The following is a 25941-nucleotide window of genomic DNA, read 5'->3' on the forward strand; positions in this document are numbered from 1 at the left end:
ATCAGTGCTTGGCCACCTGCGAGCTGGCGCTCAGGTAGTCGAGCAGGATGCGCCCCGTTTCGGACAGGTAGGCGTCGTCTTCCGGCTTGGTGGTTTCATCCTCGGCCGGCAGCGCGTCCTCGTCTTCCTTCTTCAGCTCCTTGAGCGGCTCTTCGCCCTTGGCCTTGCGGCGGATGTTCTCCAGGGCCAGTTGCTTGCCCTCGATCTCATCGTGGCGGGCACGGCGGTCCTTTTCGTTGAGGCTGACGGTTTTCTCGCTCATCAGCTTCTGAGCCAGGGCCAAGCGGTCGCGGATGTAGGTGAACTCGGCATCCTTGACGCTGCGCGCTTCATGCTGCGCCTTGAGCTGGGCCAGGTACGGCTTGAACGGGTCGGCCGCAGGCTTGACCACCGGGCGGATGGTGTCCCACGGCATGGCCTCGGGCAGGGCGCTCTCGCCGATTTCCTTGGTGTCGATGATCGACGGGTAGTCGATGTCCGGCAGTACGCCCTGGTGCTGGGTGCTCTGCCCGGAAACCCGGTAGAACTTGGCCAGGGTCAGTTTCAGTTCACCATGGTTGAGCGGCTGAATGGTCTGCACGGTGCCTTTGCCGAAGGTCTGGCCACCGATGATCAGTGCGCGGTGGTAATCCTGCATGGCGCCGGCGAAGATCTCCGAGGCCGAAGCCGAGAGGCGGTTGACCAGCAGTGCCAGCGGGCCTTTGTAGAAGGCGCCCGGGTTTTCGTCCTCGAGCACGTCGACGCGGCCGTCGCTGTTGCGAACCAGCACCGTCGGGCCCTTGTCGATGAACAGGCTGGTCAGCTCGGTGGCTTCCTGCAGGGAGCCGCCGCCGTTGTTGCGCAGGTCGATGACCACGCCGTCGACTTTCTCTTTCTGCAGTTCGGTGAGCAGTTTCTTCACGTCGCGCGTGGTGCTCTTGTACTCCGGATCCCCGGCACGGTAGGCCTTGAAGTCCAGGTAGAAGGCCGGGATCTCGATAATGCCCAACTTGTAGTCACGGCCATCCTGCTTGAGCTTGAGCACCGACTTTTTCGCCGCCTGCTCTTCAAGCTTGACCGCCTCGCGGGTGATCGAAACGATCTTGCTGGTCTGGTCGCTCGGGGCATTGCTTGCCGGGATAACCTCCAGGCGTACCACCGAGCCCTTGGGGCCGCGGATCAGCTTGACCACTTCGTCCAGGCGCCAGCCGACCACGTCGACCATTTCCTTGTTGCCCTGGGCCACGCCGATGATCTTGTCGGCCGGGGCTACCTGCTTGGTCTTGGCCGCAGGGCCTGCCGGCACCAGGCGCACGATCTTGACCTGGTCGTTGTCGCTTTGCAGCACCGCGCCGATGCCTTCGAGCGACAGGCTCATGTTGATGTCGAAGTTTTCCGCGTTGTCTGGCGACAGGTAATTGGTGTGCGGGTCGTAGGACTGGGCGAAGGTGTTGATGTAAGCCTGGAAGATGTCTTCGGCACGGGTCTGGTCCAGGCGCGCAAGCTGGTTCTTGTAGCGCTTGGTCAGGGTTTCCTGGATCTGCTTGGGCTCTTTGCCGGCGATCTTCTGGCGCAGTACTTCGTCTTTCACGCGTTTGCGCCACAGGTCGTCGAGCTCGGCCTGGTTCTTCAACCACGGGGCGTCCTTGCGGTCGATCAGCAAGGTTTCCTTGGCGGTGAAGTCGATCTTGTCGACGCCCTTGTTCAGCTCGGCCAGGGCAAAGTCCAGGCGCTGCTTGACGCGGTCGAGGTAGCGTTTGTAGATGGTGAAGCCAGGGTCGAGGTTGCCGCTTTTGAGGAAGTCGTCGAACTGCGTCTTCCACTTGTCGAATTCGGCGATGTCGGCTGCGGTGAAGTAGCTGCGCGCCGGGTCCAGCAGCTTGATGTAGCTGTCGTAGATGATCACCGAGCGGGCGTCATCGAGCGGTGGCTTGCTGTAGTGATGGCGCTTGAGCAGCTCAACCACGTTGAGGCTGGCGACGATTTCGTCGCGGTCCGGCTGCAGGCTGTCCCACTTGTTGGCGGCCGCCGCATTGCCGCCGAGCGTGAGGCTGCCCAGGCCGATCATCAGGGCCAGGGCGGTGCTGGGTAGGAAATGCTTCATGCTGATTCGACGTGGAGGCAATTGATCACGCATAGTAGGCCGTCTTTTCCGTTGCCGGTTCCATGGAGCCGGGCAAATACTGCAAAAAGCCTGGGGTAAGCGTCCCCAGGCCCAGTCATGATTCAACTATGGAGGCACTGTGAAGGCATTGCAAGGCGTTGACGGACATGTGGAGTGGGTCGAGGCCGAACGCCCGGCCCTTGACGCCGGCCAAGTACGCATTCGCGTGGCGGCTGCGGGGCTTAACCGCGCCGATCTGTTGCAGATGAAGGGCCTGTACCCGCCACCGCCTGGCGCCAGCCCGTACATGGGCCTGGAGTGCGCCGGGGTGATCGAGGAAGTGGGCCCGGGCGCCGACTGGCGCATAGGCGACCGGGTGTGTGCGCTGCTGGCCAGCGGCGCGATGGCCGAGGAAGTGGTGGTGGATGCCCGCCATGTGCTGCCGGTGCCCGAAGGCCTGAGCCTGCAGGAAGCGGCGGCGCTGCCCGAGGTGTACGCCACGGCATGGTTGAACATCTTCCAGTTGGGTGCTGTCAAGGCGGGCGAGAAGGTGCTGGTGCACGCCGGTGCCAGTGGCGTTGGCTCGGCGGCTATCCAGCTGTGCAAGGCGTTTGGCAACCCGGTGTATGTCAGCGTTGGCTCGCAGGACCGCCTGGCCTATTGCCAGGCCCTGGGCGCTGCCGGCGGCGTGGTGCGTAACGAGAACCTCGAAGCGCTGGAAGGTCTGGGGCCATTCGACGTGATTCTCGACCCGGTCGGCGCCAGTTACGGGCCGCTCAACCTCAAGTTGCTGGCGCGTGACGGGCGCTGGGTGATCATCGGCCTGATGGGCGGGCGCACGTTCGACCTCGACCTGGCGCTGGTGCTGGGCAAGCGCCTGGAGATCACCGGTTCGACGCTGCGTAACCGTGATGATGGCTTCAAGGCCGAGTTGCTGCGCGAGTTGCTGCAGCAGGTGTGGCCGTTGTTCGCCGAAGGGCGTTTGTCGCCGCAGTTGGTGGACACCTACCCGGTGGAATTTGCTCAGGCGGCCTATGCCGAGCTGGAGAGCAACCAGGTGTCGGGCAAGCTGGTGATGGTGATCGACCCGAGTCTGGTTTGAGATTGCTGGGGGCTGCAAAGCAGCCCCCATGATCCTCAAGCCCAGCTCAAGATAGGCCACCCATTGATCTGGGCATGTTCGCGCAACACCGCATCCGGGTTCACCACATGTGGGTGGTCCACCTTCAACAACAGCGGCAAATCGTTGCGCGAATCAGAATAGAAACTCGCCCCCTCCAGGTTCTCCTGTTCCTGATCCAGCCATTCCAGCAAGCGGGTGATCTTGCCCTCACGGTAGGTCAGCACGCCGTGGGTCTTGCCGGTGTACACCCCGTTCACCGCCTCCAGCTCGATCGCCAGGTACTCGTCCACCCCCAGCCGCGCCGCAATCGGCCCAACCAGGTGCGTGCCCGAGGCGGAGATGATCAGGACACGGTCGCCACGCTTGCGATGCTCGGCGATGCAGCGGCAGGCGTCGCCGAAAATGATCGGTTCGATGACGTCTTCCACCCACGGCTGCACCAGGTGTTCAACCTCTTCCAGGGTGCGCCCGGCAATGGGCTCCAGGCTGAAGGCCATGTAGTCCTCCATCTGCAGGTGGCCCTTGCCATAGGCCTCCATCAGCTCATGGTCGCGGCGCAGGAATGCCTTGCCGTCGACCCAGCCCAAGCGGGCCATCTGCTCGCTCCACAGCGAGGCGCAGTCACCGTGGATCAAGGTTTCATCCAGATCGAAAATTGCCAGTGCCATTGTTGCTGTCTCCTAGGCCACTTCACGTAGCGCCGTGGGGTCGATCGACAAGGATACCCGCTGGCCGTCCACATGCAGGTCGGCGGACGAGCGGTTGAGCACATCGACCACCAGTTCCACGTCGCGCACCCGCACCCGGTAACGGATGACGTTGCCCAGCAGGCTATGGCTGCGCACTTCACCGTCCAGCTCGCCATTCAGGCCCAACGTGATGGATTCCGGGCGGATGGCCAGGCGGTTGGCCACCGGGCGTTGCAGCAGGCGGCTGGCGCTGTCTGGGTCGAGCAGGTTGTAGTTGCCGATAAAGCCCGCGGCGAACAGGTCCACGGGCGCGGTATAGAGGGTTTCGGCATCGCCGCTCTGAACGATGCGGCCTTGGTTCATCAGGAAGATGCGGTCAGACATGGTCAGCGCTTCTTCCTGGTCATGGGTGACGAAAATGGTGGTCAGCCCCAGTTCACGCTGGATGGCGCGGATTTGTTCGCGTAGGTGCTTGCGGATGCGCGCATCCAGCGCTGACAGCGGCTCGTCGAGCAGCAGCAGGCGCGGGCGGGTCACCAGCGAACGGGCCAGCGCCACGCGCTGGCACTGGCCACCGGACAACTGGTGCGGGTAGCGCCCGGCGAAGCTGCCCAGCTCCACCAGATCCAGCACCTCACGCACCCGGGCAAGGCTTTCGTCGGCTTTGACCTTTTGCATGCGCAGGCCAAAGGCGACGTTCTGCTCCACGGTCATGTTGGGGAACAGCGCGTAGCTCTGGAAGACCATGCCGATGCCGCGCTTTTGCGGGCTCAGGGGCACGATGTCCTGGCCATCGAGCAGTATGCGCCCGCTGTCCACCGGGGTCAGCCCGGCGATGCAGCGCAGCAGGGTGGATTTGCCGCACCCGGAGGGGCCGAGCAGGGTGACGAATTCGCCGCGTTCGATCTGGCAGTCGATATTCTCGAACACCGGGGTGCCGGCATAGCGTTTGTGCAGTTGCTGTACGCTGACGAAGCTCATGTCAGGTCTTGTCCTTGTTCAGGCGGTTGGCGACCCAGGTGAGTACCAGCACGAAGGCGAAGTACGAGATCACCAGCGCGCTGTTGAAGTGGCCGCTGCTGTTGCGCATGTTGTTCAGGTACACCTGCAAGGTCTCATAGCGGGTGCCAACCAGCAGGTTGGCGAAGACGAACTCGCCGAACAGAAACGAGAACGACAGCAACAGGGCCACCATCAGGCCTTTGCGCAGGTTCGGCAGCACCACCAGGAACGCCGCCTGCCAGGTGCTGGCCCCGAGCAGTTGGGCGGCGTCCATCAGGTCGCGCAGGTTGATCGCCTGCAGGTTGTTGGTGATCGCCCGGTACATGAATGGCAGGGCGATGGTGAAGTAGCAACCGATCAGGATCCACGGCGTGCCGACCATGGCCATCGGCCCGCTGCCGTACAACTGCAGCAGGCCCACCGATGACACCACCGGCGGCACCGCGAAGGGCAGCAGGATGAGGACGTTCATCAGCGCGTCGAGTTTGGGGAAGTGGTAGTGCACCACGAACAACAACGGCAGGATCAAAACCACCGACAGCAGCAGCGCCCCCACGCACACCAGCAGCGACTGGCCAAAGGCGGCCAGGAAGCGCGGCTCGCTCCACAACGCCACGTACCACTTCAGGGTCAGCCCGCTGGGCAGCAGGCTGGCCGACCAACTGGTGGCCAGGGAGTAAAGCAGGGTGCCGGCCAGTGGCAGCAGCATGATCATGAACAGCAGGTACACCACCATGCGGTGGTAGAGGTTGGAATGGGCATCAGCGCGCATGGTAGCTCCTTTTCAGCAGCCATTGATGAACCACCGTGACCAGCGTCATCAGCGCCACCAGCACCATGGCCAGGGCGCTGGCCAGGTTGGGGTCGAGGCTGATGTCACCGGCCACCAGGCCGGCGATGCGGATCGTCAGCACGTTGAAGTTGCCGGTGGTCAGCGCATAGACGGTGGCGTAGGCACCCAAGGCATTGGCCAGCAGGATGACGAAGGTGCCGAGCAGCGCCGGGGTCAGCACGGGGAGGCCGATATGCCGCCAGTATTGCCAGTGGCTGGCGCCAAGCAGCGCGGCCGATTCACGCCAGTCTTCACGCAAAGCGTCGAAAGCGGGGTACAGCAACAGCACGCCCAACGGGATCTGGAAGTAGGTGTAGACCAGGATAAGCCCGGTCTTGGAGTAGATGCTGAAGTCTTCCAGCAGGCCGATCTGCTTGAGCAGCAAGGTCAGGGCGCCGTTGAAACCGAGCAGAATGATGAATGCAAACGCCAGCGGCACGCCGCTGAAGTTGCTGGTCATGTTGGCGAAGGCACTGACGAAGTCGCGCAGGCGTGAATCCACCTGGCGTAGCGAGTAGGCGCCGAGAGTGGCGATGACGATGCCGAACAGGCTCGACCAGAAGCTGATCTCAAGGCTGCGTTGCAGGGCCTGCAGGTAGAACTTCGAGGCGAACACCTTGCTGAAGTTCTCTACACCCCAGCCCGCTTCCGACTGCACGCTGTTGATTGCCACCCAGGCCAGCGGGGCGATCTGGAAGATGACGAAGAACACGGCGAACGGCAGCAGGCAGAGCAGGGCAAGGTAACGGCCGCGATGGCTGGCATTCACTTGAGCAGCTCCCGGCACACCGATTTGTCGTGGGCCACGCCGAGCAGTTCGCAGAGGGTCCCACACAACTCGGTTTGCAGCGGTTTGGCTGCAGGGTCGAGGCTGAACCCGTCGCCAAAGACGAACAGCGGGACCTCGCGTTCCTCGGCCAGCAGGCCGTTGTGCGAGCGGTCGTTGTTCATGCCGTGGTCGGCGGTGACCAGCACCTGGTAGCCCTCTTCGAGCCAGCGCGGCAGGTAGTCGGCCAATAGGATATCGGCACTGCGCGCCGCGTTGCGGTACTGGCTGCTGTCCAGGCCATGGCGGTGGCCGACATCGTCGATGCTCATCGGGTGCACCAGCAGAAAATTCGGTGCGTGACGGCGGCGCAGGTATTCGGCGTCGGCCAGCAAGTGCGAATCGGGGTAACGGTCATCCCAGTAGAACAGCCCATGCTGGATCGGCAGCTTGGGCGCATGGGTGTGGCGGTCGCGCTGGGCGTCGAAGGGCGAACGGTTGTATAGCTCGCTCATCCAGTGATAGGCCGCCGCCGCCGTGCCCAGCCCCGCTTCGCGGGCGTAGTGGAACACGCTGCGCTGGTTGGACAAGCGGTTGACGTTGTTGTGCACGATACCGCTGTCGATCGGCGATACGCCGGTGAGAATGCACTCGTACAGCGGGCGCGACAGTGATGGCAGCTCGCATTCGACGCGGTACAGCGCGGCGCGATCGGCCTCGACGTAGGCATGCAGGTGGCCCATGGCATGGTGGGCGACCTGGTGGTTGAGGCCGTCGAGCAGGACCAGGATGACGTTGTGTTGCATGGTGGCTCCAGTCAATAACCGTGTTGCCTGCTTCGCGGGGCAAGCCCGCACCCACAGGTGCACCACAGGGCTCAAGGTTGTGGTGACTCTGTGGGAGCGGGCTTGCCCCGCGAAAGGGTCGGTGGAGGCGCTAGACAGCTACCCCCTTACTCCATCTCGATGATCACTTGCTCGTTCCACATCTGCGGCAGCTTCTTCGAGGTCGCTTCCCAGACTGCGGCATCCTTGATCGGCTGCGCAGCCCCGTACTGGTCGTTGGGCAGCAGCTTGGCCTGCACATCAGCCGGCAACTTCAGGTGCTCGGCGCGGATCGGCCGGGCGTGGCCGATGGCCAGGTTGGTCTGCCCTGCATCACTGAAGATGTACTCACGCGCAAGCTTGGCCGCGTTCGGGTGCTTGGCGTACTTGTTGATGATGGTGGTATAGCCCGACGTGACCGAGCCGTCCGAGGGGATCAGCACCTCGAAGCGTTTGGGGTCGATCTGATCACGGTAGCTCAGGCCATTGAAGTCCCACACCACGCCGACCTCCACTTCGCCCTTCTCCAGGGTTTGGATGGTCGGGTTGGCCAGTGAAAGGCGCTTCTGCTGGGCCAGTTTGGTGAACAGCTGCAGGCCCGGCGCGATATTGGCTTCGTCACCCTTGTAGGCGATGGCAGCGGCGAGTACGCCGTTAGCGGCCTGGGCAGCGGTGCCGACGTCGCCGATGGCGACTTTGTACTTGCCTTTTTCCAGGTCATGCCAGGTTTTCGGGCGTTCCTCTTCCTTCACCAGGTCTTTGTTGATGATGAACGCGATGGTGCCGGTATAGGCCAGCGCCCAGTGCCCGTCCTTGTCCTTGGCCCACTCCGGCACCTGGTCCCAGGTGCTCGGCTTGTACGGCTGGCTCACGCCCTGGGTCACCGCAATCGGCCCGAAGGCGGCGCCAACGTCGCCGATGTCGGCGCTGGCGTTGTCCTTCTCGGCAGCGAACTTGGCGAGCTCCTGGGCCGAGCTCATGTCGGTGTCGCTGTGCTTGAGGCCATACTTGCTGGCCAGGTCTTCCCAGGTGCCTTTCCAGTTGGCCCAGGCATCGGGCATGCCCACGCTGTTGACGGTGCCTTCCTTGCGGGCGGCGTCTTCCAGGGCCTTGAGGTCGGTGCCGGCGGCCATGGCCGTGGTACACAAGGCGATGGCCGAACCGAGCAGTGACGCCATGAAGAACTTTTTCATCCGAAGCTCCTTGGGTGGGTGCCGTTTGCGATTGTTGTCATGAATGAAGCTGTTGCCGGCGACCTTTGGTCTAGGTCAGCAAACCTTGAGCCAAGGTAGGTCGCTTGCGTGACAGTTTGATGTAGGGAGAGGCCTGAAGCGGTGGCTCCGGTTGCCTGAAAATACAGCGTAGACCAGATCCCAAGCCCTGATTTGCCTGGCTTGGCCCGATTCTGGCAAAGCCCTTATGGCGCCTTTGTCACAGGATGTTCATCAGCCCTGCCTAGGCTTGCACTACGCTCCAGATGCCCTGTCATGGGGCTGGACTAGTCCAGATAGGTAACCTTTGATGCAGCCAATGCCACCGCGTGCGGTAACAGCCATCTGCCACGCCCTGCAGGAGCAGATCGAACACGGCCTGCTGGCGCCGGGGGGCAAGCTGCCGGCCGAACGCAAGCTCAGCGAGGTGTTCGACACCACCCGCATCACCCTGCGCGAGGCCTTGGCGCAGCTGGAAGCCCAGGGGCTGATCTATCGGGAAGAGCGCCGTGGCTGGTTCGTCGCGCCCCAGCGGCTGACCTATGACCTGATCGAGCGTAGCCACTTTCATGCCATGGTGCGTGATCAGGGGCGGGTACCGAGTACCGAGTTGCTGTCGGCGCGGCTGCAGCCTGCCTCGGCCATTGTCTGCGCACGGCTGCATATGCCGGCGTTGTCCAGTGTGGTGCGTATCTGCCGGTTGCGGCGTATCGATGGGCGGGCGGTGCTGTATGCCGAGCATTACCTCAACCCCGCGTACTTCCCCGGGATTCTCGAGCAGGACCTGGCCCAGTCACTGACCGAGATCTACGGTCGCGTCTATGGCATTGGTTACGGGCAGGTGTGTTTCGAGATCTTGCCCACGGCGTTACCGGTGGACGCAGCAGCAGCGCTTAAGGTGTCGGTCGGCAGCCCTGGGCTGCATATCACCCGGGTCAACAGCGACCAGCATGGGCATCTGATCGACTGTGACCTCGAGTATTGGCGGCATGATGCGATCCGCATTCGTGCCCAGGCCGGTTGAGGGGGGACGCTAGCTGGAGGAACCGGCTTCGCTCATGCCGCCACCGCCCGCCGTCACCACCTGCACCGACAACCGCGGCGTTGCCAGGTCCAGCCCGGCCTCATCCAGCTGGCGCTTCAACGCCAGGTTGAACGCCCGTGACACTTCCCACTGCTTGATCGGCGCGGTCTTGAAGCGTGCCCGCAAGATCGCCGAGCCCGACTCGAAGCTCTCTACCCCCTGCAGCTCAAGCGGTGACCAGATATTGCGGCGCATCAACGGGTCGTTGCGCAGCTTCTGCCCCACCTCGCGGATCAGTGTGATCGCCTGGTCGATGTTCATGCTGTGCGGAATCGCCACGCGGAAGATCGCGTAGCCGAACTCCCGCGAGTAGTTCTTGATGCTCTTGATCTCGCTGAACGGGATGGTGTGCACGATGCCGTCGATGTCGCGCAGGCGCACGGTGCGGATGGTCAGGCCCTCGACCGTGCCCAGGTGCCCGCCGACATCTACGTAGTCGTCGATGGCCAGCGAATCCTCGATGATGATGAACAACCCGGTGATCAGGTCGGCCACCAGTGACTGCGCGCCAAAACCGATGGCCAGGCCGATCACACCGGCACCGGCCAGCAGCGGGGTGACGTTCATGCCCATGTTGGCCAGGGCGACGATCACCGCGATGATGAAGATGGCCACGAACATCACGTTGCGGATCAGCGGCATCATGGTTTGCGCGCGGGCGTTGGCCAGGCCGCGGCGCGAGCGCACCAGCGCATGGTGCACGGCCGTGTCGGCCAAGATCCACACCAGCCAGGCGGCAATCAATGTGCCGGCCAGGCCCAGCAGGCGCAGGCTCACTTCATGGCCGTCGCCCTCGGCGAAGCTGATCATCGACAGGCCCCACACGCGCAGCCCCAGTTCGATGAACAGCAGCCAGATGAACAGGTGCACCAGGGCGTAGGCGAAGTTGCGCAGGCGCTCGGTGTACACCGCCTGGCGCTTGTTGGCGCGCTTGGGGTTGGCGGCGTGGCGGCGCACCAGGCCATTGAGCACCATGCACACCACCACCAGTACCGTGCACATCAGCGACTGGCGCAGGGCGGTGCTGGTGTCGCCGGCCGAGATGAAGGTGGCGAACAGCGAAATGGCTACCAGGATCATCGCCGGTACGAACCAGAAGCTGCCGAGAATCTCGATGGTGTCGCTCAGGGTGCGCCGGGTCAGGCGCCGGTCCAACGGTTGGTTGCGGATCAGGTGGGCGATCGGGCGGCGGAACCGCAGAATGAACAGCCCGGTGCAGATCGCTGCGATGACATTGGCCAGGGTTGCCAGGGCATGTGCCAGGTGGGTGCCGAGGGCGACGGTCATGCGTGGGTCGCTCATGGCTTCGCCGAAGGCGGCAAAGCTGCCGATCAGCCACAGCGGGCGGAAAGCCTGGTGCCGCAGGATGTGCAGGGCGCGGTGGCGATGGGGGCCGTCGAGCAGCGAAAAGGCGATCACGCAGATGGCCGAGAAGCAGGTGCCCACCACCAGCGCGTACGCCAGCACCATGGCCATGGACTTGCCCAGTGAGGAGGGCAGGGCAAAGCTCAAGTACACGGTGAACACCAGGGCCACCAGCCAAGGCCCGAGTTTGCGCAGGGCAAAACGCACCAGGTCCCAGGTCCGGGGGTGCTGGGGCAGTTCTTCGGTGAGGCCGAAGCGTAGCCGTACCCGGTGGCCGACCCAGTTGAAGGCATACGCCAGCAGGCTCCACACGGCGATGATCGCGGCAAAGCCGAACAGGATCGCTGGCCATTGGTGCACCGGCACCATCAGTTCGGCCAGTTCCGTCTGGGCCTGGTCGATTTCCATCGACCAGCGGTGGAAGGGGCTGGCGTCGCCGCTGAACTGCCGTTCGAAATCATGCAGCGCACCGCCGATCAGGCCTAATACGCCTTGTTCGACGGTGGGTTGCGATTGCTGGGTGGCGTCGCGCAGTTTTTTCAGGTCGGCCAGCAGCTTGGCACGCTGCTGGTCGTTTTCCAGGTTCTTGATCACCTCGTCCAGCGACTTGCCCAGCGGCTCGGTGGCCGCGGGCTGGGCAGGCGTACCGGCGCCGAGCAGGCTCGGCAGGCCGGCGGCCTGAACCGGGGAGATGAGCAGAAACAGCAGCAGGGACAGGTAACGCAGGAGGGCAGGCACCGGGAAATCTACCTCAGGTCAAACGATTGACCGAGTGTAGAGGTTTATGTGGGCAGTTTCTCCAGGATCTTCCAGCAGGTGAGGCCGAAGATGCCCAGCGTGCCGATCCACATCATCAGCACACCGATGTTGCGCTCGCGCAGGCTGAAGCCGATGGTCAGCAGCAGCAGGAACAGGAACACCGGCACGAACAGGGACAGGAAGGGGGACATGGACAGCAATCCTTTTGCAGTGGGGCCATGTAACAAGCATAGCGGTTAGCAGGCGAAGCGGGTTGATCCGAGGCAGTAGCAAGACCTGTTTCGGCTTCTTCGCAGGCGTGTGCTGTGAAGAAGCCGTCAGTTACACCCTTACACTCAGGGCAGCTCGCGGCTGCGATAGAACGCGGTCAGCACCTTCACCAGGTGCGCCAGGTCGTGGCTGCCGCACAACTCGCGGATCGAGTGCATGGCAAAGGTCGGCAAGCCGATATCGACCGTGCGCACGCCCAGGTGGCTGGCGGTGATCGGACCGATGGTCGAGCCGCAGCCCATGTCGCTGCGCACCACGAAGCTCTGCACCGGCACTTCCTCGGCCATGCACAGGTGGCGGAAGAACCCGGCGGTTTCGCTGTTGGTGGCGTAGCGCTGGTTGTTGTTGACCTTGATCACCGGCCCTGCGTTGAGCTTGGGCCCGTGGTTGCCGTCGTGCCGGTCGGCGTAGTTGGGGTGCACGCCGTGGGCGTTGTCGGCCGAGACCATCAGCGAGCGCTGAATGGTGCGCACGTAGGTGTCGCCTTCGGGCAGCAGGCGTTGCAGGGTCTGCTCCAGCATCGGGCCGTCGGCGCCGCAGGCCGAGCACGAGCCGACTTCTTCGTGGTCGTTGCACACCAGCACGCAGGTCTCGTCGCTGTCGGCGGCCAGCAGTGCCTGCAGGCCGGCATAGCATGACAGCAGGTTGTCCAGGCGGGCACCGGCGATGAAGTCACGGTTGATGCCGATCAGCGCGGCATCCTGGGTGTCGTAGAAACTCAGCTCGTAGTCCAGCACCACGTCGGCATTGAGCTCGTGCTCGCGGGCCAACTGCTCGGTGAGCAGGGCGCGGAAGTCGATGCGCTCATCGCCGGCGACCTGGGCCAGGATCGGTGGCAGTTCGTTCTGCGGGTTGATCTGCCAGCCTTCGTTGGCGGTGCGGTTGAGGTGGATCGCCAGGTTGGGGATGACCGCGATGGGCAGCTTGAAGTCGATCAGTTGGCTCTCGACCTTGCCGTCACGGCGGAACGTGACCCGCCCTGCCAGGGACAGATCGCGGTCGAACCAGGGCGCCAACAGCGCACCGCCGTACACCTCTACGCCCAGTTGCAGGAAGCCTTGGCGCTGCAGTTCGGGTTGCGGCTTGACCCGCAGGCACGGGCTGTCGGTGTGGGCGCCGACCATGCGGATACCGCTCAGCAGGGGCGCTTGCTTGCCCAGTTTGATGGCGATGATCGAGGAGTCGTTGCGGGTGACGTAATACCGACCGCCAGGCACCGTGGCCCAGCTGTCGCGCTCGTCCAGGCGCTGGTAGCCGGCAGCCTCGAGGCGCAGGGCCAGGCTGGCAGTGGCGTGGAAGGGCGTGGGGGAGGCCTTGAGGAAATCGATCAGGCCAGTGTTCAGTGCTTCGCGCATAACTCACTCCAGACAGCAGTGGCGCGAGTTTAACGCAGATAGATCACAAATTGTGTCGGGCCAGTCGCGGGCAAGCCCGCGAAGGTCATCAGAAGGGTGCCGGGCACTCGAACTTCAACCGTTCCCCGGAAACCGGGTGGGTAAAGCTCAACATCGCGGCATGCAGGCACAAGCGCTCATGCGCTGCCAGGGCCTCAGGGTTGGCGTACAAGCGGTCGCCCAGCAGCGGGTGGCCGATCGAAAGCATGTGCACGCGCAACTGGTGCGAACGCCCGGTAATCGGGGTCAGCTCGACCCGGCAGTAATCGCCGCAGCGTTCCAGGATGCGCCAGAAGGTCAAGGCATGCTTGCCCTGCTCGTGGTCCACTACATGCCGAGGCTTGGTCGGCGGGTCGTAGCGCAGGGGCAGGTCGATGCTGCCGCTGTCCAGCGCCGGCTGGCCCCAGCACAGGGCGGTATAGGCCTTCTCGGTCTCGCGGTCGTGGAACTGGCGCGACAGCTCGCGGTGGCTGTCGGCATCGCGGGCCAGCAGGATGATGCCCGAGGTTTCCCAGTCCAGACGGTGCACGATCAGCGCATCGGGGTAGCCGTTTTGCTGCAGGCGGGTGATCAGGCAGTCCTTGTTGTCATCGGCACGGCCGGGTACCGACAGCAGCAGGGTTGGCTTGTTGACCACCAGGATGGCGGCGTCTTCGTGGAGGATCTGGACGTTTGACAGCGGCATTGCGTGGTCTCGGTTGAATCAGGGGAAAAAAGCGGGGCCGCTTTGCGGCCCATTCGCGGCACAAGGCCGCTCCTACAGGGGAACGGGAGCCCTTGTAGGAGCGGCCTTGTGCCGCGAATGGGTTGCAAAGCAGCCCCAGCTTTCAGCCAGATCAGCGATCCGGCAGGGTAATGTTCAGCTCCAGAATCGAGCAGCTGCCCTGGTTCTCCAGCTCGATGTGCACATCATCGTTGCCGATGTTCACATACTTGCGGATCACTTCGAGCAGTTCTTTCTGCAGGGCCGGCAGGTAGTCCGGTTCGCTGCGTTGGCCGCGCTCATGCGCCACGATGATCTGTAGACGCTCTTTCGCCACCGACGCGCTGGTCTGTTTCTGTCTGCCACGAAAGAAGTCAAAAAGGTTCATGGTTTACTTGCCTCCAAACAGGCGCGCGAAGAATCCTTGCTTCGGCACTTCGATGAACCGCAGGGGCTTTTCTTTGCCCAGCAAACGGTCGACGGTGTCGCTATAGGCCTGGCCGGCATCGCTCTGGTCGTCGAGGATGACCGGAATGCCCTGGTTGGAAGCCTTGAGCACTGCCTGGGACTCGGGGATCACGCCCTTGAGTTTGATCGCCAGGATGTCGGTAACGTCGTCGATGCTCAGCATTTCGCCTTTTTCGACGCGCTCGGGGTGGTAGCGGGTGATCAGCAGGTGTTCCTTGATCGGCTCTTCGCCGTTCTCGGAGCGGCGCGACTTGCTCGACAGAATGCCCAGCATGCGGTCCGAGTCACGTACCGAGGAAACCTCAGGGTTGGTCACGACAATGGCTTCGTCGGCGAAATACATCGCCAGGTGTGCGCCTTTTTCGATACCGGCCGGGGAGTCGCAGATGACGTACTCGAAGTCTTTCTTGAGCTCCATCAGCACTTTCTCGACGCCTTCCTGGGTCAGCGCGTCCTTGTCACGGGTCTGGCTGGCGGCCAGCACGTACAGATTCTCGAGGCGCTTGTCCTTGATCAGGGCCTGCTGCAGGTTGGCTTCGCCGTTGACCACGTTGACGAAGTCATACACCACGCGGCGCTCGCAGCCCATGATCAGGTCGAGGTTACGCAGGCCGACGTCGAAGTCGACGATGACCGTCTTGTGGCCGCGCAGTGCGAGGCCGGTGCCGATGGCGGCGCTGGTGGTGGTCTTGCCCACACCCCCCTTGCCGGAAGTAACGACGAGAATCTTGGCCAAGGTGTTTCACCCCTAAATAAGTTGGGACAGGTGTCCCAGCAATATGCAAAAAACGGCAACAGGTAAAAAAGTTGCTCTAAAAATGACGGCAAGTATCCGTTAAAGACGGGTGATGTTCAACACGTCACCGGACAGGCTGACTTGCACGCCGGAGCCCCACAGCGGGTCGCGGCGCAGGTCTTCGCAGACCTTGTACTGGCCCGCGATCGAGACCATTTCCGCAGTCATCTGCTGGCAGAAGATGCGCGCTTTGGTGTTGCCCTTGATGCCCGCCAGGGCGCGCCCGCGCATGGCGCCGTACACATGGATGTTGCCATCGGCCAGAAGTTCCGCACCCGGGCTGACCGAACCGGTCACCACCAGGTCACCACCCTGAGCGTAGATCTGCTGGCCGCCACGCACGGGCGCCGTGATGATGCGCGTCGGGCGCACCTGTGGCTCGACCGCAGGCGCCGGGGCTGGCTCGGGCTGCTTCACCTCAGGCTCTGGCTCCAGCGGCCGCTCGCGGGCACCGGACGGCGGCAGTACCGGCAGGTCGATGGCGATCGCTGCTGCGATGTCTTCGATGCGGTTGGCGCGGATCGCCAGGGTACGCAGGCCATGATGGCGGCAAATACGCATCAGGCCGGGCAGGTCGATCGCGCCTTCGCTGGCCGGCAGTTTGTCCAGGGCCAGCACCAGCGGCGTGTTGCTGAAGAAGTTGGGTGCCTGGGCGACTTTGGCCGCCAGTTGGCGGTCAAGGGCTTCAAGGTCATTGCGCGCCAGTTCCAGCACTGTGATGGCGAGCATGCTGCCCTTGAGCTGGAACACGGAGGCGGTGTCGGGGGTCTGGTTTAGGCTCATGGTCTGCATAGACGGCTTGTTGCGAAAAAAGTGCCCTGACTTATAACGAGAACACCCGTTGCCCGCAACATGCGCTGATCCGTTGTAGAATGCGCGGCCTTTGTCTTTCCGGAAGCTTCAATGGAACGCCCGCGTTTTCGTCCCTATTTCCTCCACCCACGATTCTGGGGCCTGTGGCTGGGCCTGGGCCTGCTGTGGCTGGTAGTCCAGTTGCCGTACCGGGCCTTGCTCTGGCTCGGAAGCGCCCTGGGCGCGCTGATGTACCGGGTGGCCGGTGAGCGTCGACGCATTGCCGCGCGCAACCTGGAGCTGTGCTTCCCGGAGCTGTCTGTCGACGAACGGCGGCGTTTGTTGAAGGCCAATTTCGCCTCCACCGGCATCGCCTTCTTCGAAATGGCCATGAGTTGGTGGTGGCCCAAGGCCAGGCTTGCGCGCCTGGCCCATATCGAAGGCCTCGAGCACCTGCAGGCAGCCCAGCAGGCAGGGCAGGGCGCGATTCTGATGGCCGTGCACTTCACCACCCTGGAAATCGGCGCCGCGCTGCTGGGCCAGCAACACACCATCGATGGCATGTACCGTGAGCACGGTAACCCGCTGTTCGACTTCATCCAGCGCAGCGGCCGTGAGCGGCATAACCTCGACTCGCTGGCGGTGGAGCGTGAGGATGTGCGCGGCATGCTCAAGCTGCTGCGTTCCGGCCGGGCGATCTGGTACGCGCCAGACCAGGACTACGGTGCCAAGCAGAGCCTGTTCGTGCCGCTGTTCGGCATCCCGGCAGCGACCGTGACCGCCACTACCAAGTTCGCCCGTTTGGGCAAGGCGCAGGTCATCCCGTTTACCCAGAAGCGCCTCGAAGACGGCAGCGGCTATCGTTTGGTGATTCACCCGCCTCTGGCAGATTTCCCTGGGGAAAGCGAAGAGGCGGACTGCCTGCGCATCAACCAGTGGATCGAAGGTGTATTGCGCGAGTGCCCCGAGCAGTACCTGTGGGCGCACCGGCGCTTCAAGTCGCGGCCCGAAGGGGCGCCCCGGCTGTACGACAAGAAAAAGCGTTGATCGTTGAGCGGTCAGTGAGGCATCGATGTCCCCAACCACCGGCCTGATCCTCTCAGGCGGCGGCGCCCGCGCCGCCTATCAGGTCGGCGTACTGGCCGGCATCGCCGAACTGTTGCCACCCGGCGCGCCCAATCCCTTCCCGGTCATCGTCGGCACTTCGGCCGGCGCCATCAATGCGGTCACCCTGGCCAGCGGCGCCACCCGCTTTACCGACACCGTGCAAAACCTCACCGCGTTCTGGCAGAACTTGCGCAGCCACCGGGTGCTGCGCAGCGACTGGCCGGGGGTGGTCCGCCAGGCCAGCCGCTTCGTCGGCCACAGCCTGCTGGGCCTGGGCGGCCAGGCGCCGGTGGCGCTGCTCGACAGCAGCCCACTGCGTGCCCTGTTGCAGGCGCAGCTGAACCTGGACGGCATCGGCCATGCCCTGGCCAGCGAACAGCTACGCGCCGTCGCGGTGACTGCATTCGGCTACGAGTCCGGCCAGGCGGTGACCTTCTACCAAGGGCGGGGCACCATTGATGCCTGGTTGCGCCACCGGCGTATCGGCGTACCGACAGCGTTGAGCATCGATCACCTGCTGGCCAGTGCGGCGATCCCGCTGTTGTTCGCGCCGGTCAGGCTGGGGGATGAGTATTACGGTGATGGCGCGGTTCGTCAGTCGGCGCCAATCAGCCCGGCCTTGCACTTGGGGGCCAGCCGGGTGCTGGTGGTCGGGGTCAGCGGCAACCCGCAGCGGCCGTCGCCGCCGCTGCCTACCCAGCGCGTGTTCAGTGGTCAGCAACCGAGCCTGGCGCAGATTGGCGGGCACATGCTCAACAGCACCTTCATCGACAGCCTGGAAGACGACATCGAACTGCTCCAGCGCCTCAATCACCTGAGCCACCTGCTGCCTGCCCACCTCGATGCACGGCGCCTGGGGCTGGCGCCAGTGGAGGTTCTGGTGGTGGCGCCCAGCCAGCCGCTGGACGAAATCGCGGCACGCCACCGGCGCGAGCTGCCAGCGCCGTTGCGGCTGTTCCTGCGTGGGCCGGGGGCGACGCGTACCAGCGGGGCGGGGGTGTTGAGCTACCTGCTGTTCGAGGCCAGCTACTGCAGTGAGCTGATCGAGCTGGGGCGGCGCGATGCCTTGGTCAAGCGGCGCGAGCTGGAGCAGTTTCTGGGGATTTGATGGAGGCAGTGCTGGCCTCTTCGCGGGGCAAGCCCGCTTCCACAGGTCTGGATACAACCCCAAGGGAGTGAAGATCCTGTGGGAGCGGGCTTGCCCCGCGAAGGGGCCGACAACTACTTACTCGGCAATTTGCAACTTGCGCGCCTGGGTATACACATACCGAACCTTCTCATACTCGAACGGCGAGTTGAGCTGCCCATAGCGGAAGTTGGTGGTGTAACGCTTGTCCACCACGCGCAGGGCAAAGATTTCCGGGTGGTCGGTGCTGGCCTCGGCCACGTTCAGGTAATTCACCGCCTGCTCGCCGGCATAGTCCACCACCAGCCCGGTGGTATCGCGCAGGTTTGAAGGGCCCAGCACCGGCAGCATCAGGAACGGCCCGTCCGGCACGCCATAAAAGCCCAGCGTCTGGCCGAAGTCTTCACTCTGTCGGGGCAAGCCCATCTTGGTCGCCGGGTCCCACAGCCCACCCACCCCGATCAGGGTGTTGAACATCAGCCGTGCGGTAATTTCGGCCGAACGCTTGGCCTTGAGTTGCAGCACGCTGTTGAACAGGTTCGGCACATCGCCCAGATTGTTGAAGAAGTTGCTCACCCCGGTGCGCACGAAGCGCGGGGTGACGTATTGATAGCCGCTCACCACCGGCAGCAGCACCCATTGGTCGAGGCGGTAGTTGAAGTGATAGATGCGCCGGTTCATCGACTCCAGCGGGTCGTAGACGTTCAGCGCCTCCAGCGTGGAGCGCTCGAACTCGCGCTGGTCGAGCCCGGGGTTGAATTTGAGCTCGCGCAGCGGGTCGATAAAACCATCGGATTCAGGTGCCAGCGAGGCGCCGGTAATCGGCGGGTCGGCCTCGATCACGCTGGCCCGCGGTGCGGTCTCTGCGGCCAGGGCGTTGCCGGCGACAAGCAGGGCAGTGGCGAAGAGGAGTTTGTTAACCACGGAAGAACTCCAGCATGGCGTCGCTGTTGACGCGGTAGTTGAGGTTGCCGCAATGGCCGCCATGGGGATAAAGGGTCAGGCGGTCGCCGAACACCTTGCGCAAGAAGCCGATATCGCCGGGGCCGAGGATGACGTCGTCGGCGTTGTGCATCACGGCAATCTTCGGGCTGTCGCGCAAGTAGTCTTCCAGCGCGTACAGGCTGACCTGGTTGACCAGTTGCAGGATGCTGTTGCCGTCGGTGCGGGCGCGCCACATGGGGATCACCTGCTCGGTCATGTAGCAGTCGAAATCGCACTGCAGGGCACGTTTGAAGAACGGCGTAAGGCTACTGCCCTCGGTGATCGGAAACTTCGGCGGAATGATCAGGCCGCGGCGGTTGATCAGGTCGGAGGTAAAGGCGATGTCTGCTGCCGAAAAACGGAACGAAGTGCCGATCAGCATCGCCATCTGCTCGTTGGACAGGTGCTGGCGTGACTGCTGGAAGTCGTACAGCAGGGCCTCGTTGAGGTCGATGTAGCCTTTGTCCTGGAAGTAACGGGTCAGCTTGGTCAGCATCAGTTCGTAGAAGGTGGTGCTGCGGTCGATGCCCTTGACCTGGGTCTGCACCAGTTTGTCGAGGTTGTTGATCGAGGTGTACAGGTTGACCGGCGGGTTGAGCAGCAGCACGCGCTTGAAGTTGAAGCTGCGCCGGGTTTCGTCCAGGTGGCTGACGAACGCCGCGTCCAGGGCACCGAGGCTGTAGCCGGTGAGGTAGAAGTCGCTGACCGGCAGGCGCGGATGCTGGGCCCGCACGGCCTGCATGACCCGGTACATGTCTTCGGCGTCTTCCTGGCTGATACCGGGGGTGGCGAAGCGCGAGGCCGCACTCATGAAGTCGTAGCTGGTGGGCGAGGACAGTTGCACCACGTGGAAGCCGGCCTGGTAGAACAGTTTTTTCAGGTATTCGTTGATGCTGCTCGAATAGGGCGCACCGGTGCCGGCGATGACGAAGATCAGCGGTGCTTCGCGGTCTTGACGGGCCAGGCGGTACTTGAGTTTTTTCACCGACCAGAAGTTGTCGGGCAAGGTGAATTCTCGCTCGGGGCGCAGGTTGAGGCTGTAGTCGGCCTGGTCGATCTCATCGTCGCTGGGCAAGGTCGGGCGTTGCTCGGGCGGCGTGGTGGCGATGGTTGCCTCGAACGGGTTGGTCAAGGGGTAGCCATAGCTCGCGGCGTCGATGTCCCGCGCCGAAGCGGCCGCAGCCATGAACAGGCCGCCGAGCAAGGCAGCGAGGCGCAAAGTTCGAAGCATGTAATCCCCCAAAAAGACGCAAGGTGGTGCAATGTGCAGGCTAGGACCACGGCGGCATGGGCAAAGTTGCCAAGTGCGGTGGCCTTTGGTGTGCTCGTTATCTGCAACATAGCTGCTGGATGGTGATTTTGCCTTACAACAGGGCTTGGGCGATCATGCACGATTTCGATTACTGCTATTGGAGAACTGGATGTCTCGTTCGTTGCCGATCGTTGCCCTGCTGTTGTTCCTGCCGTTGTGGCTGGCCGCCAGCTATGGCGTACGTTATGGGCTGATGGAAGATGCGCAGTGGGTGGGGCTGTGTGCCGCGCCCGGTGCGTTCTGGCAGTGCCAGGTGCGTTCGCTGCTGGGGCTGGGCATCCATTTTCAGGTAATCGCCTGGAGTGGGCTCGGCCTGGCGCTGATCGCGCAGGTGGTCGCCGGGCGGGCCGGCAGGTGGCTGGCAGGCGCTGCGCTGGTGTTCGCGATCCCGGCGCTGGTGCTTTATACCGCGAGCATTGCGGTGTTTGCCGTGGTTCTGGCGGGGTTGCGGCTGGTGCGCCAACCCCGCTGACGGGGCGTGGTGGTCACTCGGCCCTGCGCAGTCGCAAACTGCGCCACAAGGCCGCTGTCATCAGCACGCTCACTACCGCCCAGCCCCAGGCCTGCTGGTTCTGCAGGCCTTCGAGGTACAACTGCGGCGCCACCCCCGCCCCTACGATAAACGCCAGCAACGCGGCCTCGGCCCGCCGCGCCAGCACCGGCCGCAGCAGGTAAACCACCGCCGGCAATGCCAATGCAGCGCTGGGGAAACTGCGATAACGCGGGTCGAATACCAGCGCCAGCATGCTCACCGCCGCCGCAAAGCCTGCGGCGAGCAACAGCCAGCCCGCACGGGCCTCGAACCAGGCGAACAGGCGCGCACGCCACCCTTCAGCACGCACCAACGCCAATGCCGCATGGGCCAGCACCAGCAGGTTGAGCCCCACCAGCAGCGCGGCCCACAGCCATTCCCCGGCAAAGCGCGCATGGCTGCGCATCAGCTCGCCCCACAACCCCAGGCAACCCGCGCCAAACGCTGCCAACAACGGCAACAGCACGGCCCCGGCGGTTGTCGCGGGGCGCCCGGCCAACAGCAGCACGGTCAACATCAACACCGCACTGGCCACCAGCCACTGCGGCCAGTAGGGCAGGTTGCTGACCGGCCCTTCGAGCACGCCCTTGTCCTGCCGGTCGGCATCGTAAAGCCCCCAATAGCCGCCCACGGCGCCTTCGCTGGCACGCTTCCACGGTTGGTCGAAGGCTTCGATCAGGTTGTACTGCCAGCCATGCTGTTCGGCCAGGCTGACGAAGCCGCGGATGAAGCGCGCCTCGTTGACCCGGCTGGGCACTGCGGTTTCGCGCTGGCGGCCTTCGCTGGGCCAGCCGGTCTCGCCGATCAGGATGCCCTTGGGCGCAAAGCGCGTACCGAATACCCGGCGCACCTCGGCGACATGGGCCAGGGCATCGTCGATGCCGCGCGGGTCGTCTTCCCAGTAGGGCAGCAGGTGAATGGTCAGAAAGTCCACGGCAGGGGCCACCTGCGGATGCTGCAGCCAGAATTCCCAGACATCGGCATAGGTCACCGGTACCGTGACCTGGCGCTTCACTTTGGCGATCAACTCGGCCAGGCGCGCGCCGGTGACCTCCTTGCGCAGCAGCGCCTCGTTGCCGACGATCACCGCGCTGACCACGTCGGGGTAGGCGTTGGCCGTGGCAATCAGCAGGTCCACTTCCTTTTCGGTGTCCACCGGGTTGGCGTTGACCCAGGCGCCGAGCATCACCTTCAGGCCATGTTTGCGCGCCAGCAGCGGGATTGCCTCAAGGCCGGTCATCGAGTACGTGCGGATGCACTGGAAACGCTCGGCCAGCAAGGCCAGGTCGGCGTCCATGCGCGCCGGGCGCAGGCGAAACGGCTGGTCGAAGGGTGACTGATCCTTGTCGAACGGCGTATACGAAGCACACTGCAGCTTATGCGTGGGGCTGGCCGCATCGGGCAGCTGTACCGGCTTGCCAAGCCCGTACCAGAGCGCCCCCAGCCCGATCAGGGCAAGCAGGCAGGCAAACAGGTAGAGCGGCAGGTGCAGGCGGGTAGGGCTGGGCATCGGGCGGTCCATCGTCAGGCGCAAAAGGGTAGATAGTAGCCCGGCGCCAAACCTTTGGCATGCAAGGATCGCGCAGGCTGGCGTGAGCCGATGCCGCTAATGGCACAGTGCTGTCGCATATGGGGCGGTTGGATGTCGTTCACGGAGCAGGTTGCTCTTTGTTGCAGGAAGATGATGCAATCTCCGAGACCTGACGAGGGGATGCTTTGATGGCGACTTTGAAGACAGTGCGACGTTTCCTGGGGGCGGGCACCGCCCTGGTATTGGCCATGAGCGCTGCGCAGGCAATGGCTAAAGAAGTAAGCATCGGTTACGTGGATGGTTGGGCCGACAGCGTGGCGACCACCAACGTTGCCGCCGTAGTGATCAAGCAGCAACTGGGCTACGACGTGAAGTTGCAGGCCGTGGCCACCGGCATCATGTGGCAGGGCGTGGCCACCGGCAAGCTCGATGCGATGTTGTCGGCCTGGCTGCCGGTGACCCACGGCGAGTACTGGGCCAAGAACAAGGACAACGTGGTCGACTACGGTGCCAACTTCAAGGATGCCAAGATCGGCCTGATCGTCCCTGAGTACGTGAAGGCGAAGAGTATCGCCGACCTCAAGACCGACGAAAGCTTCAAGCAGAAGATTGTCGGCATCGACGCCGGCTCCGGCGTGATGATCAAGACCGACCAGGCCATCAAGGACTACGACCTGACGGGTTACAAGCTGCAGGCAAGCTCTGGCGCAGCGATGACGGCTGAACTGGGCCGTGCCTACTCCAAGCAGCAGTCGATTGCAGTGACTGGTTGGGTGCCGCACTGGATGTTCGCCAAGTGGAAGCTCAAGTTCCTGGAAGACCCGAAGGGTGTTTATGGCGCTGCTGAAACCGTTAATAGCATCGGTAGCAAAGAGCTGGCGACCAAGGCGCCGGAAGTGGCCGAGTTCCTCAAGAAGTTCAGCTGGCAGTCCAAGGACGAGATCGGCGAGGTGATGCTGGCGATTCAGGAAGGTGCCAAGCCTGAAGCGGCAGCCAAGGATTGGGTGGCCAAGCACCCGGATCGGGTCAAGGAGTGGACCGGTAAGTAAGCGCTAGGATTGTTGATCTTGGGGCTGCGCAGCGGCCCCAAGCTTTGTTACACATATCGCAAAACACTGTTGCATCTAAGACTAAGGTCGTCTGGTTGGCGTCCAACGGCAGCATAAAGTGAAGGTGGGTTCTCCCTGATCTGTGCTGCTAGGACAAAAACAATGAACGACAGCATTTACCTCTCGATACAAAACAGCCCGCGCTTCAAGGAGCTGGTCACCAAACGCGAACGGTTCGCCTGGATTCTCTCGGCGATCATGCTCGGACTCTACTGCGCCTTCATCCTCCTGATCGCCTATGGTCCTCAGATTCTGGGCGCCAAGCTCAGCCCTGAGTCGTCGATTACCTGGGGCATTCCCCTGGGCGTCGGCCTGATCCTTTCGGCATTCGTGCTGACCGCCATCTACGTACGCCGCGCCAACGGCGAGTTCGATGAGCTGAACAAGGCTATCCTGAAGGAGGCGCAACAATGATTCGCCACGCCAAAGCCCTGGCCGTTCTGGCCTGCGGCGTTTTCGCACCCGCCGTGTGGGCCGCCGATGCCCTGACCGGCGAGGTGCAGAAACAGCCGCTGAACGTTTCCGCGATCGCCATGTTCGTGGCCTTCGTCGCCTTTACCCTTGGCATCACCTACTGGGCCTCCAAGCGCAACAAGTCGGCGGCGGACTACTATGCTGCCGGTGGCAAGATCACCGGTTTCCAGAACGGCCTGGCGATTGCCGGTGACTACATGTCGGCGGCCTCGTTCCTGGGTATTTCTGCCTTGGTGTTCACTTCTGGCTACGACGGCCTGATCTACTCGATCGGCTTCCTGGTCGGCTGGCCGATCATCCTCTTCCTGATCGCCGAACGCCTGCGCAACCTGGGCAAGTACACCTTCGCCGACGTGGCCTCGTACCGCCTCGGGCAGAAGGAAATCCGTACCTTGTCGGCCTCCGGCTCGCTGGTGGTGGTGGCGTTCTACCTGATCGCGCAGATGGTCGGCGCCGGCAAGCTGATCGAGCTGCTGTTCGGCCTCGACTACCACGTGGCGGTGATCCTGGTTGGCATCCTGATGTGCCTGTACGTACTGTTCGGCGGCATGCTGGCCACCACCTGGGTACAGATCATCAAGGCCGTGCTGCTGCTGTCCGGTGCCAGCTTCATGGCGCTGATGGTGATGAAGCACGTCAACTTCGACTTCAACACCCTGTTCTCCGAAGCGATCAAGGTGCACGCCAAAGGTGAGGCGATCATGAGCCCTGGCGGCCTGGTCAAGGACCCGATCTCGGCGTTCTCCCTGGGCCTTGCGCTGATGTTCGGTACCGCCGGCCTGCCGCATATCCTGATGCGCTTCTTCACCGTCAGCGACGCCAAGGAAGCGCGCAAGAGCGTGCTCTACGCCACAGGCTTCATCGGCTACTTCTACATCCTCACCTTCATCATCGGCTTCGGCGCGATCTTGCTGGTCAGCACCAACCCGGACTTCAAGGACGCCGCAGGCGCCCTGCTGGGTGGCAACAACATGGCAGCGGTGCACCTGGCCAATGCCGTGGGTGGCAGCGTGTTCCTCGGCTTCATCTCGGCGGTGGCCTTTGCCACCATCCTGGCGGTGGTAGCGGGCCTGACCCTGGCCGGTGCCTCGGCGGTGTCCCATGACCTGTACGCCAGCGTATGGCGCAAGGGCAAGGCCAACGACAAGGACGAGATCCGCGTGTCGAAGATCACCACCATCGCCTTGGGCGTGCTGGCGATCGGCCTGGGTATCCTGTTCGAGAAGCAGAACATCGCCTTCATGGTCGGCCTGGCGTTCTCGATTGCCGCCAGCTGCAACTTCCCGGTACTGCTGCTTTCGATGTACTGGAAGAAACTGACCACCCGCGGCGCCATGATCGGTGGCTGGCTGGGCCTGGTGAGTGCAGTGGGCCTGATGGTGCTTGGCCCGACCATCTGGGTGCAGATCCTCGGCCACGAGAAGGCGATCTACCCGTACGAGTACCCGGCGCTGTTCTCAATGCTGATTGCCTTCGTTGGTATCTGGTTCTTCTCGGTCACCGACAAGTCCAAGGCAGCTGAAAACGAACGTGCGCTGTTCTTCCCGCAGTTCGTGCGTTCGCAGACTGGCCTGGGCGCTTCCGGTGCTGTCTCGCACTGATCGT

General features: G+C 63.3%; 25 protein-coding genes. 8 read left to right on the top strand and 17 right to left on the bottom strand.

Translation table 11 applies throughout. The features are described from left to right. Position 1: 1 nt before the first annotated feature. On the bottom strand, positions 2-2083 hold the full coding sequence (locus tag HU766_RS06485; RefSeq protein ID WP_186654613.1) for a carboxy terminal-processing peptidase: 2082 nt from the start codon (positions 2081-2083) through the stop codon (positions 2-4). A 139-nt stretch (positions 2084-2222) separates the two neighbouring features. On the opposite strand from HU766_RS06485, the gene HU766_RS06490 reads away from it, so the two are divergent. Continuing rightward, positions 2223-3185, top strand: a complete 963-nt coding sequence (locus tag HU766_RS06490) for an NAD(P)H-quinone oxidoreductase (RefSeq protein ID WP_033700747.1) — start codon at positions 2223-2225, stop codon at positions 3183-3185. Positions 3186-3220: 35 nt separating this feature from the next. Here the strand turns inward: HU766_RS06490 and HU766_RS06495 are convergent, their stop codons facing one another. The 6 genes from HU766_RS06495 to HU766_RS06520 all read right to left on the bottom strand — a co-directional run bounded on the left by HU766_RS06495 (position 3221) and on the right by HU766_RS06520 (position 8512). After that, entirely contained in the window at positions 3221-3874 is a 654-nt protein-coding gene (locus HU766_RS06495) for an HAD family hydrolase (protein WP_186654614.1), read from the bottom strand. A gap of 12 nt (positions 3875-3886) precedes the next feature. Continuing rightward, positions 3887-4876, bottom strand: coding sequence for an ABC transporter ATP-binding protein (locus HU766_RS06500; protein ID WP_186654617.1), 990 nt, complete (start codon positions 4874-4876; stop codon positions 3887-3889). A gap of 1 nt (position 4877) precedes the next feature. Beyond that, on the bottom strand, positions 4878-5669 hold the full coding sequence (locus HU766_RS06505) for an ABC transporter permease (RefSeq protein WP_186654619.1): 792 nt from the start codon (positions 5667-5669) through the stop codon (positions 4878-4880). Beyond that, complete coding sequence (locus tag HU766_RS06510) at positions 5659-6498, bottom strand: ABC transporter permease subunit (protein WP_186654622.1); 840 nt, start codon at positions 6496-6498, stop codon at positions 5659-5661. Before HU766_RS06510 ends, HU766_RS06505 begins: the two co-directional genes overlap by 11 nt. After that, positions 6495-7301 carry an alkaline phosphatase family protein gene (locus HU766_RS06515; RefSeq protein ID WP_033700741.1) on the bottom strand — a complete coding sequence of 269 codons (807 nt, stop codon included), beginning with the start codon at positions 7299-7301 and terminating at the stop codon, positions 6495-6497. Before HU766_RS06515 ends, HU766_RS06510 begins: the two co-directional genes overlap by 4 nt. 146 nt (positions 7302-7447) lie before the next feature. Further along, on the bottom strand, positions 7448-8512 hold the full coding sequence (locus tag HU766_RS06520; protein WP_033700740.1) for an ABC transporter substrate-binding protein: 1065 nt from the start codon (positions 8510-8512) through the stop codon (positions 7448-7450). Positions 8513-8840: 328 nt separating this feature from the next. Here HU766_RS06520 and HU766_RS06525 point away from each other — a divergent pair, with 328 nt between their 5' ends. Then, the gene (locus HU766_RS06525) at positions 8841-9554 is read left to right on the top strand and encodes a UTRA domain-containing protein (protein ID WP_186654624.1); all 714 of its coding nucleotides are present in this window, start codon (positions 8841-8843) and stop codon (positions 9552-9554) included. Between the two features lie 9 nt (positions 9555-9563). Here the strand turns inward: HU766_RS06525 and HU766_RS06530 are convergent, their stop codons facing one another. The 7 genes from HU766_RS06530 to minC all read right to left on the bottom strand — a co-directional run bounded on the left by HU766_RS06530 (position 9564) and on the right by minC (position 16161). After that, on the bottom strand, positions 9564-11717 hold the full coding sequence (locus HU766_RS06530) for a mechanosensitive ion channel domain-containing protein (protein ID WP_186654629.1): 2154 nt from the start codon (positions 11715-11717) through the stop codon (positions 9564-9566). A gap of 44 nt (positions 11718-11761) precedes the next feature. Then, entirely contained in the window at positions 11762-11929 is a 168-nt protein-coding gene (locus HU766_RS06535; RefSeq protein WP_167334464.1) for a hypothetical protein, read from the bottom strand. A gap of 144 nt (positions 11930-12073) precedes the next feature. Next, positions 12074-13363, bottom strand: a complete 1290-nt coding sequence (locus HU766_RS06540; protein ID WP_033700736.1) for a M18 family aminopeptidase — start codon at positions 13361-13363, stop codon at positions 12074-12076. Between the two features lie 88 nt (positions 13364-13451). Further along, positions 13452-14087, bottom strand: coding sequence for an RluA family pseudouridine synthase (locus HU766_RS06545; protein ID WP_033700735.1), 636 nt, complete (start codon positions 14085-14087; stop codon positions 13452-13454). 151 nt (positions 14088-14238) lie between these two features. Continuing rightward, complete coding sequence (gene minE, locus HU766_RS06550; protein ID WP_003252572.1) at positions 14239-14493, bottom strand: cell division topological specificity factor MinE; 255 nt, start codon at positions 14491-14493, stop codon at positions 14239-14241. Between the two features lie 3 nt (positions 14494-14496). Continuing rightward, complete coding sequence (gene minD, locus HU766_RS06555; RefSeq protein ID WP_033700734.1) at positions 14497-15309, bottom strand: septum site-determining protein MinD; 813 nt, start codon at positions 15307-15309, stop codon at positions 14497-14499. 99 nt (positions 15310-15408) lie between these two features. After that, the gene (gene minC / locus HU766_RS06560) at positions 15409-16161 is read right to left on the bottom strand and encodes a septum site-determining protein MinC (protein ID WP_186654631.1); all 753 of its coding nucleotides are present in this window, start codon (positions 16159-16161) and stop codon (positions 15409-15411) included. A 111-nt stretch (positions 16162-16272) separates the two neighbouring features. On the opposite strand from minC, the gene HU766_RS06565 reads away from it, so the two are divergent. Both HU766_RS06565 and HU766_RS06570 read left to right on the top strand, forming a co-directional pair. Then, complete coding sequence (locus HU766_RS06565; protein WP_186654633.1) at positions 16273-17208, top strand: lipid A biosynthesis lauroyl acyltransferase; 936 nt, start codon at positions 16273-16275, stop codon at positions 17206-17208. Positions 17209-17233: 25 nt separating this feature from the next. Beyond that, positions 17234-18376 carry a patatin-like phospholipase family protein gene (locus tag HU766_RS06570; protein WP_186654636.1) on the top strand — a complete coding sequence of 381 codons (1143 nt, stop codon included), beginning with the start codon at positions 17234-17236 and terminating at the stop codon, positions 18374-18376. Between the two features lie 117 nt (positions 18377-18493). Here the strand turns inward: HU766_RS06570 and HU766_RS06575 are convergent, their stop codons facing one another. Beyond that, positions 18494-19318 (bottom strand): VacJ family lipoprotein, encoded by an 825-nt coding sequence (locus HU766_RS06575; RefSeq protein WP_186654639.1) that lies wholly within the window; start codon positions 19316-19318, stop codon positions 18494-18496. Further along, positions 19311-20609, bottom strand: coding sequence for a serine/threonine protein kinase (locus tag HU766_RS06580; protein ID WP_186654642.1), 1299 nt, complete (start codon positions 20607-20609; stop codon positions 19311-19313). Before HU766_RS06580 ends, HU766_RS06575 begins: the two co-directional genes overlap by 8 nt. A 190-nt stretch (positions 20610-20799) precedes the next feature. Here HU766_RS06580 and HU766_RS06585 point away from each other — a divergent pair, with 190 nt between their 5' ends. Continuing rightward, a complete protein-coding gene (locus HU766_RS06585; protein ID WP_033700728.1) occupies positions 20800-21162 on the top strand; it encodes a hypothetical protein in 363 nt (120 codons plus the stop codon). Between the two features lie 13 nt (positions 21163-21175). Here HU766_RS06585 and HU766_RS06590 read toward each other — a convergent pair whose 3' ends face one another. Next, positions 21176-22744: a beta (1-6) glucans synthase gene (locus HU766_RS06590; protein WP_186654645.1), complete on the bottom strand. Its 1569-nt coding sequence runs from the start codon at positions 22742-22744 to the stop codon at positions 21176-21178. A gap of 197 nt (positions 22745-22941) precedes the next feature. On the opposite strand from HU766_RS06590, the gene HU766_RS06595 reads away from it, so the two are divergent. The 3 genes from HU766_RS06595 (at position 22942) to HU766_RS06605 (ending at position 25937) form a co-directional block, all read left to right on the top strand. Further along, complete coding sequence (locus tag HU766_RS06595) at positions 22942-23802, top strand: glycine betaine ABC transporter substrate-binding protein (RefSeq protein WP_033700726.1); 861 nt, start codon at positions 22942-22944, stop codon at positions 23800-23802. A 162-nt stretch (positions 23803-23964) separates the two neighbouring features. Continuing rightward, positions 23965-24276 (top strand): DUF485 domain-containing protein, encoded by a 312-nt coding sequence (locus HU766_RS06600; protein ID WP_033700725.1) that lies wholly within the window; start codon positions 23965-23967, stop codon positions 24274-24276. Then, on the top strand, positions 24273-25937 hold the full coding sequence (locus HU766_RS06605) for a cation acetate symporter (protein ID WP_033700724.1): 1665 nt from the start codon (positions 24273-24275) through the stop codon (positions 25935-25937). Before HU766_RS06600 ends, HU766_RS06605 begins: the two co-directional genes overlap by 4 nt. Positions 25938-25941 lie beyond the last annotated feature (4 nt).

It is taken from the genome of Pseudomonas sp. SWRI77, from assembly GCF_014269105.1.
GTDB lineage: Bacteria > Pseudomonadota > Gammaproteobacteria > Pseudomonadales > Pseudomonadaceae > Aquipseudomonas > Aquipseudomonas capeferrum.

Bases quoted from the DNA above. Each gene is read 5' to 3' on its own strand.
- HU766_RS06545 (WP_033700735.1), bottom strand. From the start codon at position 14,087: ATGCCGCTGTCAAACGTCCAGATCCTCCACGAAGACGCCGCCATCCTG.
- HU766_RS06585 (WP_033700728.1), top strand. From the start codon at position 20,800: ATGTCTCGTTCGTTGCCGATCGTTGCCCTGCTGTTGTTCCTGCCGTTG.
- HU766_RS06505 (WP_186654619.1), bottom strand. From the start codon at position 5,669: ATGCGCGCTGATGCCCATTCCAACCTCTACCACCGCATGGTGGTGTAC.
- minE (WP_003252572.1), bottom strand. From the start codon at position 14,493: ATGAACCTTTTTGACTTCTTTCGTGGCAGACAGAAACAGACCAGCGCG.
- HU766_RS06540 (WP_033700736.1), bottom strand. From the start codon at position 13,363: ATGCGCGAAGCACTGAACACTGGCCTGATCGATTTCCTCAAGGCCTCC.
- HU766_RS06590 (WP_186654645.1), bottom strand. From the start codon at position 22,744: ATGGACCGCCCGATGCCCAGCCCTACCCGCCTGCACCTGCCGCTCTAC.
- HU766_RS06515 (WP_033700741.1), bottom strand. From the start codon at position 7,301: ATGCAACACAACGTCATCCTGGTCCTGCTCGACGGCCTCAACCACCAG.
- HU766_RS06520 (WP_033700740.1), bottom strand. From the start codon at position 8,512: ATGAAAAAGTTCTTCATGGCGTCACTGCTCGGTTCGGCCATCGCCTTG.
- HU766_RS06495 (WP_186654614.1), bottom strand. From the start codon at position 3,874: ATGGCACTGGCAATTTTCGATCTGGATGAAACCTTGATCCACGGTGAC.
- HU766_RS06485 (WP_186654613.1), bottom strand. From the start codon at position 2,083: ATGAAGCATTTCCTACCCAGCACCGCCCTGGCCCTGATGATCGGCCTG.
- HU766_RS06580 (WP_186654642.1), bottom strand. From the start codon at position 20,609: ATGCTTCGAACTTTGCGCCTCGCTGCCTTGCTCGGCGGCCTGTTCATG.
- HU766_RS06535 (WP_167334464.1), bottom strand. From the start codon at position 11,929: ATGTCCCCCTTCCTGTCCCTGTTCGTGCCGGTGTTCCTGTTCCTGCTG.
- minC (WP_186654631.1), bottom strand. From the start codon at position 16,161: ATGCAGACCATGAGCCTAAACCAGACCCCCGACACCGCCTCCGTGTTC.
- HU766_RS06525 (WP_186654624.1), top strand. From the start codon at position 8,841: ATGCAGCCAATGCCACCGCGTGCGGTAACAGCCATCTGCCACGCCCTG.
- HU766_RS06570 (WP_186654636.1), top strand. From the start codon at position 17,234: ATGTCCCCAACCACCGGCCTGATCCTCTCAGGCGGCGGCGCCCGCGCC.
- HU766_RS06600 (WP_033700725.1), top strand. From the start codon at position 23,965: ATGAACGACAGCATTTACCTCTCGATACAAAACAGCCCGCGCTTCAAG.
- HU766_RS06605 (WP_033700724.1), top strand. From the start codon at position 24,273: ATGATTCGCCACGCCAAAGCCCTGGCCGTTCTGGCCTGCGGCGTTTTC.
- HU766_RS06595 (WP_033700726.1), top strand. From the start codon at position 22,942: ATGGCGACTTTGAAGACAGTGCGACGTTTCCTGGGGGCGGGCACCGCC.
- HU766_RS06565 (WP_186654633.1), top strand. From the start codon at position 16,273: ATGGAACGCCCGCGTTTTCGTCCCTATTTCCTCCACCCACGATTCTGG.
- HU766_RS06500 (WP_186654617.1), bottom strand. From the start codon at position 4,876: ATGAGCTTCGTCAGCGTACAGCAACTGCACAAACGCTATGCCGGCACC.